Annotated in this window: 17 protein-coding genes; 8 read left to right on the top strand and 9 right to left on the bottom strand. The window is 62.9% G+C overall.

Annotation, left to right across the window (positions count from 1 at the left end; genetic code table 11):
* Positions 1 to 80 precede the first annotated feature (80 nt).
* The 4 genes from SynMEDNS5_RS11985 to SynMEDNS5_RS11970 are packed head-to-tail and all read left to right on the top strand — an operon-like array spanning position 81 to position 4,284.
* Positions 81 to 587 (top strand): hypothetical protein, encoded by a 507-nt coding sequence (locus tag SynMEDNS5_RS11985; protein ID WP_186583571.1) that lies wholly within the window; start codon positions 81 to 83, stop codon positions 585 to 587.
* Positions 587 to 1,462 carry a carboxylating nicotinate-nucleotide diphosphorylase gene (nadC, locus tag SynMEDNS5_RS11980; RefSeq protein ID WP_186583570.1) on the top strand — a complete coding sequence of 292 codons (876 nt, stop codon included), beginning with the start codon at positions 587 to 589 and terminating at the stop codon, positions 1,460 to 1,462. Before SynMEDNS5_RS11985 ends, nadC begins: the two co-directional genes overlap by 1 nt.
* A gap of 30 nt (positions 1,463 to 1,492) precedes the next feature.
* The gene (gene argS, locus SynMEDNS5_RS11975) at positions 1,493 to 3,286 is read left to right on the top strand and encodes an arginine--tRNA ligase (protein WP_186583569.1); all 1,794 of its coding nucleotides are present in this window, start codon (positions 1,493 to 1,495) and stop codon (positions 3,284 to 3,286) included.
* Positions 3,283 to 4,284: an asparaginase gene (locus tag SynMEDNS5_RS11970; protein WP_255440165.1), complete on the top strand. Its 1,002-nt coding sequence runs from the start codon at positions 3,283 to 3,285 to the stop codon at positions 4,282 to 4,284. Before argS ends, SynMEDNS5_RS11970 begins: the two co-directional genes overlap by 4 nt.
* Here the strand turns inward: SynMEDNS5_RS11970 and SynMEDNS5_RS11965 are convergent.
* Positions 4,276 to 5,985 carry a protein adenylyltransferase SelO family protein gene (locus SynMEDNS5_RS11965; RefSeq protein WP_186583568.1) on the bottom strand — a complete coding sequence of 570 codons (1,710 nt, stop codon included), beginning with the start codon at positions 5,983 to 5,985 and terminating at the stop codon, positions 4,276 to 4,278. The two genes, SynMEDNS5_RS11970 and SynMEDNS5_RS11965, sit on opposite strands and share 9 nt — an antisense overlap.
* Positions 5,986 to 6,057: 72 nt before the next feature.
* Here SynMEDNS5_RS11965 and SynMEDNS5_RS11960 point away from each other — a divergent pair, with 72 nt between their 5' ends.
* Positions 6,058 to 7,530 carry a peptide ligase PGM1-related protein gene (locus SynMEDNS5_RS11960; RefSeq protein ID WP_186583567.1) on the top strand — a complete coding sequence of 491 codons (1,473 nt, stop codon included), beginning with the start codon at positions 6,058 to 6,060 and terminating at the stop codon, positions 7,528 to 7,530.
* Between the two features lie 12 nt (positions 7,531 to 7,542).
* Positions 7,543 to 8,655, top strand: coding sequence for a histidinol-phosphate transaminase (locus tag SynMEDNS5_RS11955; protein ID WP_186583566.1), 1,113 nt, complete (start codon positions 7,543 to 7,545; stop codon positions 8,653 to 8,655).
* Between the two features lie 7 nt (positions 8,656 to 8,662).
* Here the strand turns inward: SynMEDNS5_RS11955 and SynMEDNS5_RS11950 are convergent, their stop codons facing one another.
* The 8 genes from SynMEDNS5_RS11950 to SynMEDNS5_RS11915 form a co-directional block, all read right to left on the bottom strand.
* Entirely contained in the window at positions 8,663 to 9,406 is a 744-nt protein-coding gene (locus tag SynMEDNS5_RS11950) for an MBL fold metallo-hydrolase (RefSeq protein WP_186583565.1), read from the bottom strand.
* Positions 9,407 to 9,431: 25 nt separating this feature from the next.
* Positions 9,432 to 10,040, bottom strand: a complete 609-nt coding sequence (locus SynMEDNS5_RS11945; protein ID WP_186583564.1) for an aminodeoxychorismate/anthranilate synthase component II — start codon at positions 10,038 to 10,040, stop codon at positions 9,432 to 9,434.
* 3 nt (positions 10,041 to 10,043) lie between these two features.
* Positions 10,044 to 10,517, bottom strand: coding sequence for a diacylglycerol kinase family protein (locus SynMEDNS5_RS11940; protein WP_186583563.1), 474 nt, complete (start codon positions 10,515 to 10,517; stop codon positions 10,044 to 10,046).
* A complete protein-coding gene (gene ybeY / locus SynMEDNS5_RS11935; RefSeq protein ID WP_186583562.1) occupies positions 10,495 to 11,097 on the bottom strand; it encodes an rRNA maturation RNase YbeY in 603 nt (200 codons plus the stop codon). The genes SynMEDNS5_RS11940 and ybeY overlap by 23 nt, the downstream gene beginning before the upstream one ends.
* The gene (locus SynMEDNS5_RS11930) at positions 11,094 to 11,267 is read right to left on the bottom strand and encodes a DUF3285 domain-containing protein (RefSeq protein ID WP_186583561.1); all 174 of its coding nucleotides are present in this window, start codon (positions 11,265 to 11,267) and stop codon (positions 11,094 to 11,096) included. Before SynMEDNS5_RS11930 ends, ybeY begins: the two co-directional genes overlap by 4 nt.
* A gap of 2 nt (positions 11,268 to 11,269) precedes the next feature.
* Positions 11,270 to 12,398, bottom strand: a protein-coding gene (gene prfB / locus SynMEDNS5_RS11925; RefSeq protein WP_186583560.1) for a peptide chain release factor 2 whose coding sequence is annotated in 2 segments (ribosomal slippage) — positions 11,270 to 12,322 and positions 12,324 to 12,398 — 1,128 coding nt in all. Because the reading frame shifts where the segments join, the coding sequence is not laid out codon by codon here.
* Between the two features lie 33 nt (positions 12,399 to 12,431).
* Entirely contained in the window at positions 12,432 to 13,463 is a 1,032-nt protein-coding gene (locus SynMEDNS5_RS11920; RefSeq protein ID WP_186583559.1) for an aromatic acid exporter family protein, read from the bottom strand.
* Positions 13,460 to 14,254: an FUSC family protein gene (locus SynMEDNS5_RS11915; protein ID WP_186583558.1), complete on the bottom strand. Its 795-nt coding sequence runs from the start codon at positions 14,252 to 14,254 to the stop codon at positions 13,460 to 13,462. The genes SynMEDNS5_RS11920 and SynMEDNS5_RS11915 overlap by 4 nt, the downstream gene beginning before the upstream one ends.
* Before the next feature lie 52 nt (positions 14,255 to 14,306).
* On the opposite strand from SynMEDNS5_RS11915, the gene grxC reads away from it, so the two are divergent.
* Both grxC and gshB read left to right on the top strand, forming a co-directional pair.
* Positions 14,307 to 14,561, top strand: coding sequence for a glutaredoxin 3 (grxC, locus tag SynMEDNS5_RS11910; RefSeq protein ID WP_186583557.1), 255 nt, complete (start codon positions 14,307 to 14,309; stop codon positions 14,559 to 14,561).
* Between the two features lie 23 nt (positions 14,562 to 14,584).
* Complete coding sequence (gene gshB / locus SynMEDNS5_RS11905; RefSeq protein ID WP_186583556.1) at positions 14,585 to 15,508, top strand: glutathione synthase; 924 nt, start codon at positions 14,585 to 14,587, stop codon at positions 15,506 to 15,508.
* Positions 15,509 to 15,580: the final 72 nt, after the last annotated feature.

The raw sequence follows: 15,580 nt of genomic DNA, 5'->3' as shown, positions 1-15,580 counted from the left end.
TAAGGAGTGCATTGCCATTGCACCGGGACTGATCGACCAAGGTGCTCCCAGAATGGAGGCCTTCCCCTTTGGCGTTTTCGATGACTGATCCACTGGCTGCTCTCAAGCCCTCGCAGTGGGCCCAGTTGAAAGTGCTGTGCTGGGTGGCGAGTGTGGATGGTGATGTGGCTTCGGAGGAGCGGGCACTGCTCAGCAAGCTCTCGGCTCGCCTGCTGCCGCTGGAGGACCCGGAGGATGCGCTTGTGGCGTTGCAGGCTGAGCAGGAGACGGAAGTGGAAACCTGGGTGGCTCAGCTCCAAGGCAGTGACGAACGCATGGCCATGGTGTCCCTGGCCTTTCAGATGGCCTGCAGCAGCCAGGGTGAGGAGGATGCCAGTGCCATCAATGCGGATGAGCGTGTGGCCTATCGGCGCCTCCTCGATGCGCTCGACCTGCCTGACGCCCAGGTTCAGGAGGCTGAATGGGCTGCTCGCCAGGCGCTGAAGGAGACGCCGGCCTTGCTTGACCGCCTGAATCAGCTCCTGTTTGGCTGGGGCGCCTGGCCGTCCGTTGCCGCTCTGGAAGCATCCGGGACCAGTTGGCTCTGATGGTGGTTCCCTTGCCGATCACTCCCCAGCTCCAACGGCAGCTGGAGGCCTGGTTGCTGGAGGATCTCGGCCGCGGCGATCTCACAGCTCCAGCACTTCAGGGGTGCCATGGAGCGGCTCATTGGATCGCCAAAGCAGACGGACAGTTCTGCGGTGGGGTGTTTCTCGAACCCTTGGTGTGTGCGCTTGATCCGTTGGCCCAGGTACGGCTGCTGGTGGCTGAAGGAGAGCGGGTCGCGTCAGGGAAGCGTGTGCTGGAGGTGGAGGGTGCGGCCACGGCCCTGGTTGCTGTTGAGCGCACGGCCCTGAACCTGGCCATGCGGCTGTCGGGCATCGCCACGGCCACGGCAGCCTTGGTGGCTGGGCTGGATGGAACCGGTGTGCGGCTCGCGGATACCCGTAAAACAACGCCTGGCCTGCGGCAGCTCGAGAAGTACGCCGTGCGCTGCGGAGGCGGGATCAATCATCGGCTCGGCCTGGATGATGCCGCAATGCTCAAGGAGAACCACCTGGCCTGGGCCGGTGGCGTGGAGGCGGCAATCACTGCGGTGAGGGCCTCTGCGCCTTGGCCGGCCCGGGTGATCGTTGAAGCGGAAACCGAGGCTGAGGCGATGGCCGCGGTGCAGGCAGGAGCTGATGGTGTGCTGCTTGATGAGTTCAGCCCGGAGGAGCTGGCGACGCTGGTGCCGAGACTGCGGGACCAAGCGCGCGGCCGTGATCATGCTGCACCTGTGGTGCTGGAGGCTTCGGGGATTCATCCGGATGCCCTTGCTGCCTATGCCGCCACCGGCATCGATCTGATCTCCACCAGTGCGCCGGTCACCCGCAGCAGCTGGCTCGATCTGAGCATGCGCTTTGCCGGCGCCGCGGGATGATCAGGGCTTGCCAAGCCCCTCGCGTCTTCCATGCTGCGCATCGCCCATTGTCTGGATCTTCAGCTGCGTGCGGCAATGGACCGGGCGTTTCCGGAGCAGGCAGCGGCCGCCCGACAGTCGTCCCAACCGCTCGACCCCCAGCTGGCCCCAGCCAGTAAGCCGGAGTTCGGTGATTTCCAGGCCAATGGAGCCTTGCCCCTGGCCAAACCTCTGAAGCAGGCTCCGCGGCAAATCGCCACGGCGATTGTGGAGCAGCTCCAGGCCGACCCCGACTTCAGCGCTCTCTGCCTGGAACCTCAGATTGCCGGCCCTGGGTTCATCAACCTCACGGTCCGTCCGGAGCGATTGGCGGCGGAGGTGGCTGGCCGTCTGGGAGATCCACGGCTCGGTGTACCAGCGGTGGAGCAGCCGGCCCCGGTGGTGGTGGACTTCTCCAGTCCCAACATCGCTAAGGAGATGCATGTGGGGCATCTGCGTTCCACGATCATCGGCGACTCCCTGGCGCGGGTGCTGGAGTTTCGCGGCCATCCCGTGCTGCGCCTCAACCATGTGGGCGACTGGGGAACCCAGTTCGGCATGCTGATTACCCATCTCAAGCAGGTCGCCCCGGACGCGCTAGAGACCGCCGATGCGGTGGATCTGGGCGATCTGGTGGCCTTCTACCGCGAGGCCAAAAAGCGCTTCGACGATGACGAAGCGTTCCAGACCACCTCCCGCGATGAGGTGGTGAAGCTGCAGGGGGGTGATCCGGTGTCGCTTAAGGCCTGGGGCCTGCTCTGCGATCAGTCGCGGCGCGAGTTCCAGAAGATCTACGACAGGCTCGACATTCGCCTCAACGAGCGCGGCGAGTCGTTTTACAACCCCTTCCTGCCCGGGGTGATTGATGGGCTGAAGGACGCCGAGCTGCTGGTCACCGACGACGGTGCTCAGTGCGTCTTCCTCGAGGGCGTTCAGGGCAAAGACGGCAAGCCCCTGCCGGTGATCGTGCGTAAAAGCGACGGCGGCTTCAATTACGCCACTACTGACCTGGCGGCGATTCGCTACCGCTTTGGCGCCGCACCGGAAGGGGATGACGCCCGCCGGGTGATTTATGTGACCGATGCCGGCCAGGCCAATCATTTCGCTGGTGTGTTCCAGGTGGCCCAGCGGGCCGGTTGGATTCCGGAAGGCGCTCGCCTCGAGCATGTGCCCTTCGGGCTGGTGCAAGGGGAGGACGGCAAGAAGCTCAAGACCCGCTCCGGCGACACGGTGCGGTTGCGGGATCTGCTCGATGAAGCGGTGGAGCGGGCCGAAGTCGACCTGCGCTCGCGTCTGAAGGAGGAGGAGCGCAGCGAGTCCGAGGAGTTCATTCACCACGTCGCCGCCACCGTGGGCCTGGCGGCAGTGAAATATGCCGACCTCAGCCAGAACCGGATCACCAACTACCAGTTCTCCTTCGACCGGATGTTGGCGTTGCAGGGCAATACGGCTCCTTACCTGTTGTATGCGGTGGTACGCATCGCCGGCATTGCCCGCAAGGGCGGTGACCTGGAGGTGTCGACGGCACAGCTGCAGTTCAGCGAGCCCCAGGAATGGGCCCTCGTGCGGGAGCTGCTCAAGTTCGATGCGGTGATTGCCGAAGTGGAGGAAGAGCTTTTGCCCAACCGCCTCTGCAACTACCTGTTCGAGCTCAGCCAGGTGTTCAACCGCTTCTACGACCAGGTGCCGGTGCTCAAGGCTGACGCGGAGGCCCTCCCCTCCCGGTTGGCGCTCTGCCGGCTTACCGCCGACACGCTCAAATCGGGCCTCGGCCTTCTGGGCATTCCCACCCTGGACCGCATGTGAGTGTATCCAGCATTCCTCGGCTCCTCCTGTTCGGCACCGGTGGCACCATCGCCGGAACAGCACCTGAGTCGACTCAGCTGAATCGCTATGCCGCGGGGGTGATCGATGCCGAGGGTCTGCTGGACGCCTTGCCGGAGTTGGCCTCACTCGCCGAGATCCGAGTGGAGCAGATCGCGAATGTGGACAGTGCCGACCTCAGTTTCAGCCACTGGCGCTCTCTGGTGGAACGGATCCGGCAGTCCCTGGCGGATGATCCTCGCCTCGCGGGCGTGGTGATCACCCATGGCACCAACACCCTGGAGGAGACGGCCTGGCTACTGCAACTTCTGATCGACGATCCCCGGCCTGTGGTGTTGGTGGGGGCCATGCGGCCTGCGTCCGCTCTCAGCGCCGATGGCCCCCTCAACCTTTACCAGGCTGTTCAGGTGGCCGTCAGTGCAGAAGCTCGTGGCCGCGGCGTGCTGGTGGTGATGGACGGACAGATTCACAGTGCCCGTCAGGTCAGCAAACGTGCCACCCAGGGGGTGGGTGCCTTTCACAGTTCAGGCCGAGGTCCCCTGGGCTGGGTGGATGATCTCGGTGTCCATCTGCCCGGAATGGAACGAAATCGACTGGTGCCTTTCGCCGGACTGGCGCTTCCGACGTACTGGCCACAGGTGGTGATCCTGCATGGATGCGTGCAGCCTCCGGAGGCGCTGATTTCAGCGTTGCTCTCTGCTGGGGTGCAGGGTCTGGTCTTCACAGGCACTGGAGCTGGGCAGCTGTCGTTTGTGGAGCGGGATGCCCTTGTGCAGTGGCAGGGTCCCCGGCCCTTGATGCTCCGCGCCAACCGTTGCGGGATGGGACCTGTGCACCGCTGTGAGGACCACGCCAAGCTTGGTTTGCTTCCCGCGGGTGATCTCAGTCCTCAGAAGGCGCGGGTGCTGTTGCTGTTGGCGTTGATGGCGGGAGACGATCGCGATGCCTTGGCGGCACGGCTCAAAACACTCTCAGGATGAGCAGCTGTAGTGCGAAAGCCCTCCGGCGTTGAAGAGCTCTCGAGGTCTCAGCTGGTCGTAATGGCTTGCCAGGTCAGCTGGTAGTGAGCTGTACGGATCCCTGAACACCGCCTGCAGCTCATGGATGAGGCTCATGTCTCCGAGCTCTGCTCGCTGATAGGCCGGAGCGATCAACCATTCGCGCCAGGTGATGGCTGGATTGATGCGCTGCATCCTCTCGGCCGTCTGGTGGAGGTCACCCTGGGTTTCAAGGCTGCTGCGCCAGCAACGCAGCCAGCCCTGCCATCGGCCGGCGAGTTCGTCAGGACAGGGCACATAGAAACTGGGATCCAGCTCGGAGACGTCCCTGGGAAGCGTCGACAGGATGCGGAAGGCCTTGCAGTAGTCAGCTCCAGTTGCTGCCAGCAGCTGCAACAGTTCCGTCACCAAGGTTTCGTCATAGGTGGTCAGGCCCAGCTTGCTGCTCCACATCGCCTCCATGTCCTCCTGCATCGCCCTGGCAAAACCGTCATGCAGCGCGTCAAGCTCTTCCTGAGCCTGGGTGTCGCCATCCAGCAGCGTGCGCAGGGACGACCAGAGCATCTTGTAGTTCGTTTCTGCGGCCACGGGCTGATTGAAGAAACAGAAATGGGTCCCGCCACCGGTCCAGGGTTGGAAGCGCGGGTCGAACAGTTCGCAGAATCCAAAGGGGCCGTAATCGAGGGTGTAGCCGCCGCCGGCGCAGTTGTCGCTGTTGAAGTTGCCCTGGCAGTAGCCGACGCGCATCCAGTGGGCGACAAGCGATGTGAGCCGTTCGCGGAAGAGGCGTGCCAATGCGATGACCTGCTGCTGGAAGGGCAGGCCCGGATCAATGTCAGGCCGGTAGTTTCTCTCGATCAGGTGCTCCACGATCAGCTGCAGCTCATGGCGTGCTTCGGGGTGGGCGTTGCTGCGGGCACGGCGGGCGAACAGTTCGATCTGTCCCACGCGCAGGAAGGAGGGGGCCACGCGGGTGCTGATCGCAGCGGCATTGCTCACCATCACGTCCGGATCGAAGGAGCGTGAGTTCTCCGAGTACCAGGGCCTAGCCACCGTCTCGGATTGGGAGACGTAGAGCGTCAGCGATCGGGAGGTGGGTACACCGAGGGCGTGCATGAACTCCTGGGCCAGGAATTCGCGCACGCTTGAGCGCAGAACGGCGCGGCCATCGGCGCCGCGGCAGTACGGCGTCGGTCCGCCGCCCTTGAGTTGCATCTCCCAGCGCTGGTCGTTGAACACTCCCTCAAAGACGGAGATGGCCCGTCCGTCGCCATAGCCGTTGCCGGTTCCGAACGGACACTGCTGGATGTACTCGGTGCCGTAGATCGACAGGGCATAACCGGTGGCCCAGCCCCAGGGACGCATGGGATCGGCGGCCGCAGCGTGATCTCCGGAAAACAGCCTGCGAAACGCATCGTCATCAACCAGCGCTTCACTCAGTCCAAGCTCATTGAAGAGGGCGGAACTGTGGGCGACGTAGGAGGGATCGGGGAGCGGTGTCGGCTGCACCGGCACGTAGTGGCCCGACTGCACCTGCCGGGGTCGGTGATCGCGTCCGTCCGCTGTGGACTGGGGATCCGCCTTCAACTGGTTCAGCAGCGAGTAGTCCGCTCTCTCTGCGAACGCTCTGAACGTTGCGGTGGATGGTGAGTCTGAGAATTTGGAGCTAGCTCCCATGGGCATGGCCCCGACACCGTTCCATCATGAAATGAGGAGCTAAAGGATCAGATTGATCAGGTCTGTGGAGGTGTGGGGTTGACGTTGTCCTTTCAGGATCTGCAGCGCCAGCTGCAGCCAGACATCGCTCAGGTGGGACCCGGGAGTGACCCCTGGGATGTGCTGGTGATGCCATCTCTCAATATGAGCCAGGAGCAGATGGCGCTGGTGGAGGGGGCGCATCATTACGAGGAACGTCAGCTGTTCGAGCTCATCCGGTTGCGGCAGCCGCGAGCGCGCATGGTGTTTGTCACCAGCAAGCTGCTGCCTGATCTGGTGGTGGATTCCGTCTTGGAGTTGCTGCAAGGGGTGCCGATTTCCCATGCCCGCCAGCGCCTGCAGATGTTCGATACCGATGACGCCAGCCCCCGCCCTCTGGCTGCCAAGTTGCTGGAGCGACCGCGGCTGCTGAAACGCATCCGCGACAGCCTGCGGCCGGGGCGCAGTTACCTGAGTTGCTACAACGTCGGTGATCTCGAATGCCGCTTGTCCGAGGCGTTGCAGCTTCCCCTGATGGGGTGCGATCCCGAGCTGTCCAGCTGGGGCCACAAGGCCGGTGGTCGTGCCCTGTTTCGTCGCTGCGGGCTTCCTCATCCGGATGGATCGGAGTTGGTGTATAGCTTCGTTGGCCTGCTCGAAGCCAGCCTGGATCTGCTGGATCACAAGCCGGGGTTGCGGCGGGCGGTGGTGAAGCTCAATCAGGGGTTCAGTGGCGAGGGCAATGCCAGGCTCGAGCTGGAGCCGCTGCAGCTTCAGGCCTGTTCACCGCAGGAGCGCCGTGACCGCCTGCGGCTCGCGCTGGAAACCCTGCCCATGCCTGCGGCTGGATGGCGCAGCCAGCTGCAGGATCAGGGGGCACTGGTTGAGGAATGGCTGGAGGGTGGTGAGGCAATCACCTCCCCTAGCGTGCAGGGTGTGATTCATCCCGGCGGCTGCGTGGAGGTGCTCTCCACCCATGAGCAGCATCTCGGGGGCGAGTCCGGCCAGGTGTATCTCGGTTGTCAGTTCCCGGCCGATCCGGCCTACCGGCTCGAGCTGCAGCGCTGGGGGGAGGCGGTTGGCAACGCTCTGGCTGAGCTGGGGGCGTTGGATCATTTCTCGGTGGATGGTCTGGCTCGGCGTTTCGGCGATCGCTGGGATCTCCAGGCCATTGAGATCAATCTCCGCAAAGGTGGCACCACCCATCCCCATCAGGTGCTGCGCTTTCTCAGCAATGGCCACATGGATGCCATCACCGGTGCCTTCCTGTCTCCCCAGGGCAGTGAGCTGCATTACCTGGCCACAGACAACTTCATGCATCCCCGTCTCCGTGGCTTGCTGCCCATGGATCTGATCGATGCTGTGGCGGAGGCCGGCTTGCATTACGACGCTCTGAAGGAGAGCGGAAGCGTGTTTCACCTTCTGGGTTGTCTTTCAGAACACGGCAAGCTGGGGATGACCTGCATCGGCACCACCCTGGCGGAGGCCCGGGAGGTGGATGCCCGCACGCGGGCCCGGCTGCTGGAGATGTGACGCGCTGAGGCCATGACCGGATCAACTCCACCTTTCCCTCCCCCTGGATCCCGGCCCGAGGTGGAACGCCTCAAGGGCTACAGCGCTCCCCTTGAAGGACGTCGCGGTCTGTTGCGCCTGGATTTCAACGAAAACACCCTGGGCCCCAGCCCGAAGGTGGTGGCTGCGATTCGAACGTTCCCTGAGGAACTCATCGCGGTTTATCCGGAATACGACGGACTTCGCGAGGCGTTCATCACCAATCTGGAGGCGTCGAAGGAGGGCCTGCTGCATCCCCTGACGTCGGAGCAGGTGGGGGTGTTCAACGGCGTGGATGCGGCAATCCATGCGGTGATTCACGCCTATGGGGCTCCAGGCGACACCCTGCTCACAACGAGTCCCACGTTCGGCTACTACGCCCCCTGCGCCGCAATGCAAGGGATGGCACTAGAGGCGATTCCCCATGGCATGCCTGGGTTCGTGGTTCCTCTGGATGCGCTTCGCGCGGCCCTGGAGCGCAAACCGCGGATTCTGATGCTCTGCAATCCAAACAATCCAACCGGCGCCCGCCTTGCGGCGGATCAGGTGCTGGCGCTCGCGGCATCTGCCCCGGACACGCTGGTGGTGGTGGATGAGCTCTATGAAGCCTTCACCGGAGACAGCGTGCTGCCGAGCGTTGATTTTCAGACGCAGGCCAACGTGCTGGTGCTGCGGTCCCTCGCCAAGACAGCCGGTCTGGCTGGTCTGCGACTGGGCTTTGCCATTGGCCACCCCGGAGTTGTTGACAGGGTTGGCCGCGTCACCGGCCCCTACGACGTGAACAGTCTGGCGGTGGCGGCGGCGTTCGCGGCCCTGGAGGACCAGGCCTACACCAACAATTATGTGAGCGAGGTGTTACGCGCGCGAGACTGGATCGTGTTGGAAATGACACGTTCGCGTGTTGTTTTTCACTGTGACGGCGGCAATTACCTGTTGGTTTGGCCAGAGCGGCCTGCTGATGAGGTGGAGCAGGCTCTGCGCTCTCGAGGAATCCTCGTGCGCTCGATGACCGGCAAACCCCAGCTCCATGGATCCTTGCGGGTGAGCATCGGCACCCCCGAGCAGATGCAGCGGTTCTGGCGGGCTTACAGCAGCATCTGCGTCTGATCCAGGCTCAGCGCATCACATCGATCACGGTGTTGTCCCCCAATGTTCCTGGCAGGGACAGCGTTGTGCCCACGCGTCGAACTTTCGTGCCACCCATGGCATCGAGGAAGGGCTGCACGCCTCCTTGGTCGCAGCCCTGGGGCGCATCGCCGCTGACGTACTGCACCGGAATCACGCGCCGTGGGTTCAGCTGCCTCACCACCTCGGCGGCTTCCTTGCCGTCGTACACCTTGCCGCCGCCGCCCACGCCGATGATCAGCACATCAGGGCGGCCGAGAAGCACCTTGTCTTCGCCGCTCAAAGGAGCCGCGCTGCCGCCGAGATGGGCGAAGCTGAGGCCACCCTGCTGCCACCGCCAGATCGTGGCGTTGCCGAACCGTCGGCCCCCGACACGGTCATGGGGCGCCGAAAATCCCTCAAGGTTGAGCCCACCGACTCGATAGGACCCGGGTTTCACCAGATAGGTCCCGCCTCCGATCCGCGCCCCTTCGTCAGGCAGCTCAGAGCTGGCGAGCGTCACTGTGGCATTCACGCGCGGTTCGCGCAGTCCTTTGGCGCACCCAACGGCTTTGAAAGGATTCACCAGCACGGAACGTCCCCCTCCGCTGATCAGCAGGGCGCTGTGTCCATAGCTGGTGATTGTTACCCCCGCGGCTCGGGCAGCAGGGGTTGAGAGTGCGCTGAGCAGAGCCGTCGCCGCCAGTGCCGAGGCCATGCGGCCAGCACTCCGTTTGTGCAGGAGATCGGTCATGGGGCCTACCGGAGGGCTTTGGAAGCTAGCAGTGCTGCAAGCGACTTTCCGCTTGGTGCAGGAAGTTGGCCAACAGGTTGTGGCCGGCCTCGGTGAGCACGCTCTCGGGGTGGAACTGAACCCCTTGAAGATGGTGGTGGTCGCGGTGGCGCAGCCCCATCACCGTGCCGTCCTCCAGTTCGGCGGTGACTTCAAGGCAGGCAGGAAGGCTGCTGCGTTCTGCGATCAGGCTGTGGTAACGCGTGGCCGTGAGTGGTTGAGGCAAGCCTGCGAACACTCCTTCCCCCCGGTGCTGCACGGGGGATGTCTTGCCATGCATCAGTTCAGGCGCACGGATGATCCGGCCGCCGTAGGCCTGAGCCAGGGCCTGATGCCCCAGGCACACGCCCAGGGTTGGGATCTGCGGAGACAGCTGCTTGAGCACATCCAGGCATACGCCGGCCTGATCGGGATCTCCAGGTCCTGGGGAGAGAAGGATGGCATCGGGCTTGAGTGCACTGATCTCCGCGACGGTGAGGGCGTCGTTGCGCTCCACCCGCAGCTCGGAGGCCAGGGGATGCTGGGCTGCTAATTCGCCGAAATACTGCACCAGGTTGTAGGTGAAGCTGTCGTAGTTATCGATGACAAGGAGCATCGTTCAAAGACTGAGGCGAAGGGTCAGAGGAGGTAGCAGGAGCAACAGGGCGATCAGCAGCGAGCTGATGGCCGCCACCAGCACTGCAGCAGCAGCGCAGTCCTTGGCGATCCTTGCCAAGGGGTGGAAGCGGCGGCCGATGGCCAGATCCACCACCGATTCGATGGCCGTGTTGAGCAGCTCGAGCACCAAGACAGCAGCCACGGTGAGCACCAGAACGGCCAGCTGAATGGGGGGCAGTTGAAGCCAGACTCCCAGGCCGAAGACCACCGAACCGATGCACACATGGATGCGGAAGTTTCTCTGACTGACAAACCCGTAAACCAGTCCCTGGGTGGCATACCGGAAACTGGCCGGCAGGTCGCCGGCAATGCGCCAGGCGCCTCGTTGGGCAGCTCGATGGGCCTGGTGGGTGCTGCGCTGGCTGATCTCCTCGGACAACGGCGCTCCGTCTTCAGGGTTCAGCAGTGATTTCATCTGCTTTTTCACAGTTGATCTCACCGTGGGACTGAACATTACCGGCCATGGCAAGCAAACGCTCCTGACAGGCAATCATCGCGTTCAGAGTTGTCTCATCGGGGTGATCCCAGCCGAGGAGATGCAACAGTCCGTGACTGACGAGCCATTGCAGCTCTCTCTCCAGGCTGTGTCCCTGCTCGATCGCTTGGCGTGCTGCGGTTGGGACAGACACGATGATGTCCCCGAGCTCCAGGGTGGTTGCCTGCTGGAGCGGCATCTCCGACTCAAGTGCTGCAAACGACAACACATCCGTTGCCTGTGGCAGGCCACGCCAACGGCCATTGAGCTCGGCGATCTCTCGATCTCCGGTCAATTGCAGGCCCAGGCTCACCTCCACACAGCTCCGCAGTTGGGGTGCTGTTGGCTGCTCCCACCTCTGCTGTAGCGCCTCAAGCCAACGACACAGGTCGCTCTGCCAGGGCTCCGGGTTCTGCAGCCGTCCGGTTGAAGCCAATGGTCCCAGGGTGTTGATCTGGGCGTCGTCAGCAGCTGTAAAGGCGAGGTCGAGAACGACCGGATCGCGCCGTCGTGCGCTCATTGCGGAAGGGTTGGCCGTCCCAGCCAGGCCACCACAAGGATGAATCCGATGAAGCCAGCGGCGGTGAGTCCGAAGTGGAACAGGCTTTTGCTCCCTTTGCGCACCATGTTGCGCATCGCCTGTTTGACGAAACTCGGCGGTGGAGTGGTGGGTCCTTCCTGCTCGGGCATGATCAGCTGTCCTCATCCTGTCCAGGGCTGTCCACACCCTGGCGCAGCAAGGCCTGGATAAACGCGTCCAGGTCGCCATCCATCACGCCCTGAACATCGTTGGTTTCCTCCTGGGTGCGCAGATCTTTCACCATCTGGTAGGGGTGAAACACATAATTTCTGATCTGGTTGCCCCAGGCCGCTTCCACGATGTCGCCGCGGATATCGGCGATCTCAGCAGCACGCTGTTCCTGGGCGATCACCAGCAGCTTCGCCTTGAGAAGGGCCATGGCCTTTTCTTTGTTCTGAAGTTGCGACCGCTCCTGGGTGCAACGCACCGCCAGGCCTGTGGGGATGTGCTGGATGCGAACCGCGGTTTCCACCTTGTTCACGTTCTGGCCGCCAGCACCTCCGGATCGTGAGGTGGTGACTTCCAGATCCTTGTCGGGAATGTCGATGTCGACATCTTCCTCCAGTTTGGGCATCACCTCCACTCCGGCGAAGCTGGTTTGACGCTTGTCGTTCGCGTTGAACGGCGAGATGCGCACCAGGCGGTGTGTGCCCTTTTCGTTGCGCAGATAGCCATAGGCGTAACGACCCTCGATTTCGATCGTGGCGCTCTTGATGCCCGCTTCTTCTCCTTCACTGAGTTCGTCCACAGTCACTTTCATGTCGCGGTCCTCAGCCCAGCGCGTGTACATGCGCAGAAGCATCTGGGCCCAGTCCTGGGCATCGGTTCCTCCAGCACCGGCATTGATGGAGAGCACGGCTCCCTCTTTGTCGTACTCACCACTGAGCAGGCGTTCCAGTTCCCAGCGATCCAAGTCACGGCGCAACTGGTTCAGGCCACCCTGGGCCTCGCCCAACATGTCCTCGTCGGGTTCAAGGTCGTAAAGCTCAAGCGTGGCCTGCGCGTCAGAGACAGCTCCCTGCCAGGCTTCAAGCTGTTGCAGCATTGCCTTCACCTCATCGAGGCGCCGCATCTGCTTCTGTGCGTTCTGTTGGTCGTCCCAGAAGTCAGGCTGAGCGGCCAGTTGTTCGAGGTCCTGCTGGCGTGCGTTCAGAGCAGGAACGTCAAAGACAGTCCTGGGCATGGCCCAGGCGGTCAGTGAGCTCGGAGAGGTCGCGCTTGAAGTCGGTGAGATCGAGCAATGGTGCGCTGAGGCAATGTTTTCAGACCTTATCTCAGGGAGCCACGCCCTTGCCCGACGGCAAACAGGGCATCTGCTCGAGGGCATCGCTGAGCAGCAACAGACGGCTGGCCAGCAAGCGCCTCTGCTGGAGCTCCGGGTCTTCGAAACGGGGACTCGTTCCAGTCGGATGGAGCAACGACGCTTCCACCGCCTGTTTCAGCTCAAGGCGAAGGCGAGACCATTCGTTGTTCTGTGCGGCGTTCTGCATGGAGATGTCCTGTCCCATGGCTTTCAGGCGCTCGCTACCCAGGCGCTGCAACCCATGCACGGATTCGTTCAGGGCTGGAGTGAGCTCGGTTTGGCGATGAAGCAGGGCGCTGAGGTCCCTGCAACTGCTCATCACGGTGCTGCAGTGTTGCAGCACTTCCTGGGCCCAGCGCACGCTGTCCTGCCTGCTGCGGGTTACGGATTGTTCGGCGATCAGCTGGGGGAGACTGCGACGCAACGCATTGCGGCGCTCACGAAGGTCCAGAAAAAAACGCTCCCGGTCAGGGATGTTGTTGAGGTGGAGAAGGGCGTGCGCCAGATCCCCGGTCCAGCTCCGGCATTGTTCTCGCCAACGGCTGACTGACCGTTGGCTGTACAGATGACGTGAGATGTAGACGCCGATCAGAACGCCGAGGATTGTCATCACCGTGCGCCAGAAAGCGTAATACCACCAGTTGTCGGGATGGTGGAGCAGGCTGCCGGCCACCATATGGCCGCCCACGATGAATCCACTGCTCAAGCCGGCCGCGAAGCCAAACAGGCGCACCAGGAGCAGGCCGATGAACACCCTGGCTGGCAGTGGCAGCACCAGAGTGATCCCCGCGGTGATCACCACGGCAAGCAAGCCCATCAGTGTTCCGATCACCCGCTCTCGGCCGGCGATGACCCCACCACCGAGATCAGCCTCGAGAATCACCAGGATGGCGAGGGCCAGAAACAGGCCTTCGGGCAGACCGACTCTGTCTACGGCTGCCAGGGACAGCATCAGCAACAGTCCGTTGCGTAGCACCAGGGCCAGTTGAGGCGTCGCTGTCATGCAACCCCACCGATGGATCCGAGCTGACGCAGAGCATCCCGGCATCCGTCCGCATCAATTGATGCCAACTGCAGTGGTACCCGCTGCCGGGCCACGCCATGGCGCACGGCCCGTTCCAGCCATTCCTGCCGCTGCTGGGATTCAGGGGTGCCGAGCATCGCGGCCTGATCACTCTTGAGCACGATGCTGCGCAGGCTGCAGTGGGATGCATAGGCACTGATCAACTCCGGAGCCCGCTGCGCCGGCTCTTGATTCAGCAAATCGTGCAGCTGGCCGATTAGCTCCGATTCGCTGCGCTGCAGTCGCGTCAGCAAGGGAGTGAACCAGAAGAGCCGTTCAATCGCCATGCCGAGCATCAACCCAATCAGATGCCATCCGGTCCGATACAGCACGTACAGCCCGCCCTGGTTCTGGTAATCAGGAATCGCTACCAGCAGCACCGCCATGAGCACTGCGTTCATCAACGTGGCTTGATCCAGCCCCAGTCGACGACCCAGCAGTTTCACCAGCACGTAGCCGATGCCCACGGCGAGCCAATTGCTCACCGCTTTGATCAGCATCATCACCACGAGGCCACCGAACAGGGTGCCCACAACCCTTGCCCGTGCTGCCTTCAACGAGGCCTCAGGGGTGGGCAGCAGGCTGCGGGCCACGCCATACACCACATAAAAAGCATCGATCCTTGTGGCTTCAGCCCCTGCAAGCAAGAGGAGGCCGGTGGCGAGGAAGCCCGCGAACCCCACCTGCAGGGCGTTGCGGATCTGTCGGGCGGATGGTGGGTGGATAGCCATCGCTCCGAAGCGGTCAGCTCTGCATAAGATTCAGGTTCATGTTGAGTGCTCCATGCCGAGCGTCGAGATCTACACCTGGCGCACCTGTCCATTTTGTGTGCGCGCCAAGCAGCTTCTGGATCGCAAGGGCGTCACCTACACCGAGCACTCCGTGGATGGTGATGAGCCGGCCCGCGATGCCATGGCAGCACGGGGGAATGGTCGTCGCAGCGTGCCCCAGATCTTCATTGCTGATCAGCACATCGGAGGTTGCGACGAACTTCATGCGCTTGAACGGGCCGGGAAACTCGATGCCCTGCTCTCCTGAGCCAAGGATTCACCGGTCTGGTTATGCGCCATCTGTTCGTGCTCGATCCGCTGGAGCGGATCAACCCCGCCAAAGATTCCACAGCGGCACTGATGCAGGCGGCCTTTCGCGCCTCCCTGGAGGTCTGGGCCTGTACGCCTTCGGATCTCATCGCCCTCGGTGATGAGCCTCTGGCGATGGCAGCCCCGGTCCAGCCCGATCCCTGGGTGAGGGCCGGAGAGCGCGAGCGGTTGCCGCTCAACACCTTCAAGGTGATCTGGATGCGGAAGGATCCGCCGGTGGATGAGGCCTACCTTTATGCCACCCATCTGCTGGATGTGGCTGAGCGTGCGGGTGTGTGTGTGCTGAACAGGCCGTCCTCCCTGCGCAGCTGGAATGAAAAGCTGGGCGCCCTGCGGTTCAGCCGTTGGATGGCTCCAACCCTGGTCTCAGGTCGGGTTGGAGAACTGCAGGCCTTTGCTGAGGATCAAGGTGAAATCGTGCTCAAGCCTCTGGGCGGCAGGGCGGGTCTTGGGGTGATTCGGGTGTCATCGCAAGCGCCGGGGTTGGGAGCCCTGCTGGAACTGGTCACCGAGCAGGAACGACTTCCCGTGATGGCCCAGCGTTTTCTCGCCTCGGTGTCCGAAGGCGACAAACGCATTCTTCTGGTGGATGGGGAGCCGTTGGGGGCCATCAATCGCCGTCCCGCAGCTGGGGAGTTCCGCAGCAATCTGGCTGTGGGAGGTCAGCCGGAGGTCACTGAACTCAGCGAACGGGAACGGCAGATCTGTGCCGCGTTGGCGCCTGCCCTGCGCGCCGAGGGGTTGTTCTTCGTGGGCATTGATGTGATCGGCGGGATGCTCAGCGAAATCAACGTCACCAGCCCAACAGGGATCCGAGAAGTGGAACGTCTGATGCATCAGCCCCTCGCTGATCAGGTGATCGAGCGACTGCAGCAACTCGCCTGAACGAGCACAATCCACGTAACTGTGGAGCGTCTGTGTTGAGAAGGGGATTTCTGCTTGGCACAGTTCTGTTGG

Source organism: Synechococcus sp. MEDNS5, assembly GCF_014279875.1.
In the GTDB taxonomy this organism is placed as follows: domain Bacteria; phylum Cyanobacteriota; class Cyanobacteriia; order PCC-6307; family Cyanobiaceae; genus Synechococcus_C.
Note: the sequence above shows the minus strand (reverse complement) of the source record. Positions and strands in the feature narration are given on the sequence as shown.

Excerpts from the sequence above, each read along its gene's own strand:
- nadC (WP_186583570.1), top strand. The coding sequence starts at position 587 with ATGGTGGTTCCCTTGCCGATCACTCCCCAGCTCCAACGGCAGCTGGAG.
- SynMEDNS5_RS11940 (WP_186583563.1), bottom strand. The coding sequence starts at position 10,517 with ATGAAATCACTGCTGAACCCTGAAGACGGAGCGCCGTTGTCCGAGGAG.
- SynMEDNS5_RS11985 (WP_186583571.1), top strand. The coding sequence starts at position 81 with ATGACTGATCCACTGGCTGCTCTCAAGCCCTCGCAGTGGGCCCAGTTG.
- SynMEDNS5_RS11915 (WP_186583558.1), bottom strand. The coding sequence starts at position 14,254 with ATGGCTATCCACCCACCATCCGCCCGACAGATCCGCAACGCCCTGCAG.
- argS (WP_186583569.1), top strand. The coding sequence starts at position 1,493 with ATGCTGCGCATCGCCCATTGTCTGGATCTTCAGCTGCGTGCGGCAATG.
- SynMEDNS5_RS11945 (WP_186583564.1), bottom strand. The coding sequence starts at position 10,040 with ATGCTCCTTGTCATCGATAACTACGACAGCTTCACCTACAACCTGGTG.
- ybeY (WP_186583562.1), bottom strand. The coding sequence starts at position 11,097 with ATGAGCGCACGACGGCGCGATCCGGTCGTTCTCGACCTCGCCTTTACA.
- grxC (WP_186583557.1), top strand. The coding sequence starts at position 14,307 with ATGCCGAGCGTCGAGATCTACACCTGGCGCACCTGTCCATTTTGTGTG.
- gshB (WP_186583556.1), top strand. The coding sequence starts at position 14,585 with ATGCGCCATCTGTTCGTGCTCGATCCGCTGGAGCGGATCAACCCCGCC.
- SynMEDNS5_RS11930 (WP_186583561.1), bottom strand. The coding sequence starts at position 11,267 with ATGCCCGAGCAGGAAGGACCCACCACTCCACCGCCGAGTTTCGTCAAA.
- SynMEDNS5_RS11955 (WP_186583566.1), top strand. The coding sequence starts at position 7,543 with ATGACCGGATCAACTCCACCTTTCCCTCCCCCTGGATCCCGGCCCGAG.
- SynMEDNS5_RS11965 (WP_186583568.1), bottom strand. The coding sequence starts at position 5,985 with ATGCCCATGGGAGCTAGCTCCAAATTCTCAGACTCACCATCCACCGCA.
- SynMEDNS5_RS11950 (WP_186583565.1), bottom strand. The coding sequence starts at position 9,406 with ATGACCGATCTCCTGCACAAACGGAGTGCTGGCCGCATGGCCTCGGCA.
- SynMEDNS5_RS11920 (WP_186583559.1), bottom strand. The coding sequence starts at position 13,463 with ATGACAGCGACGCCTCAACTGGCCCTGGTGCTACGCAACGGACTGTTG.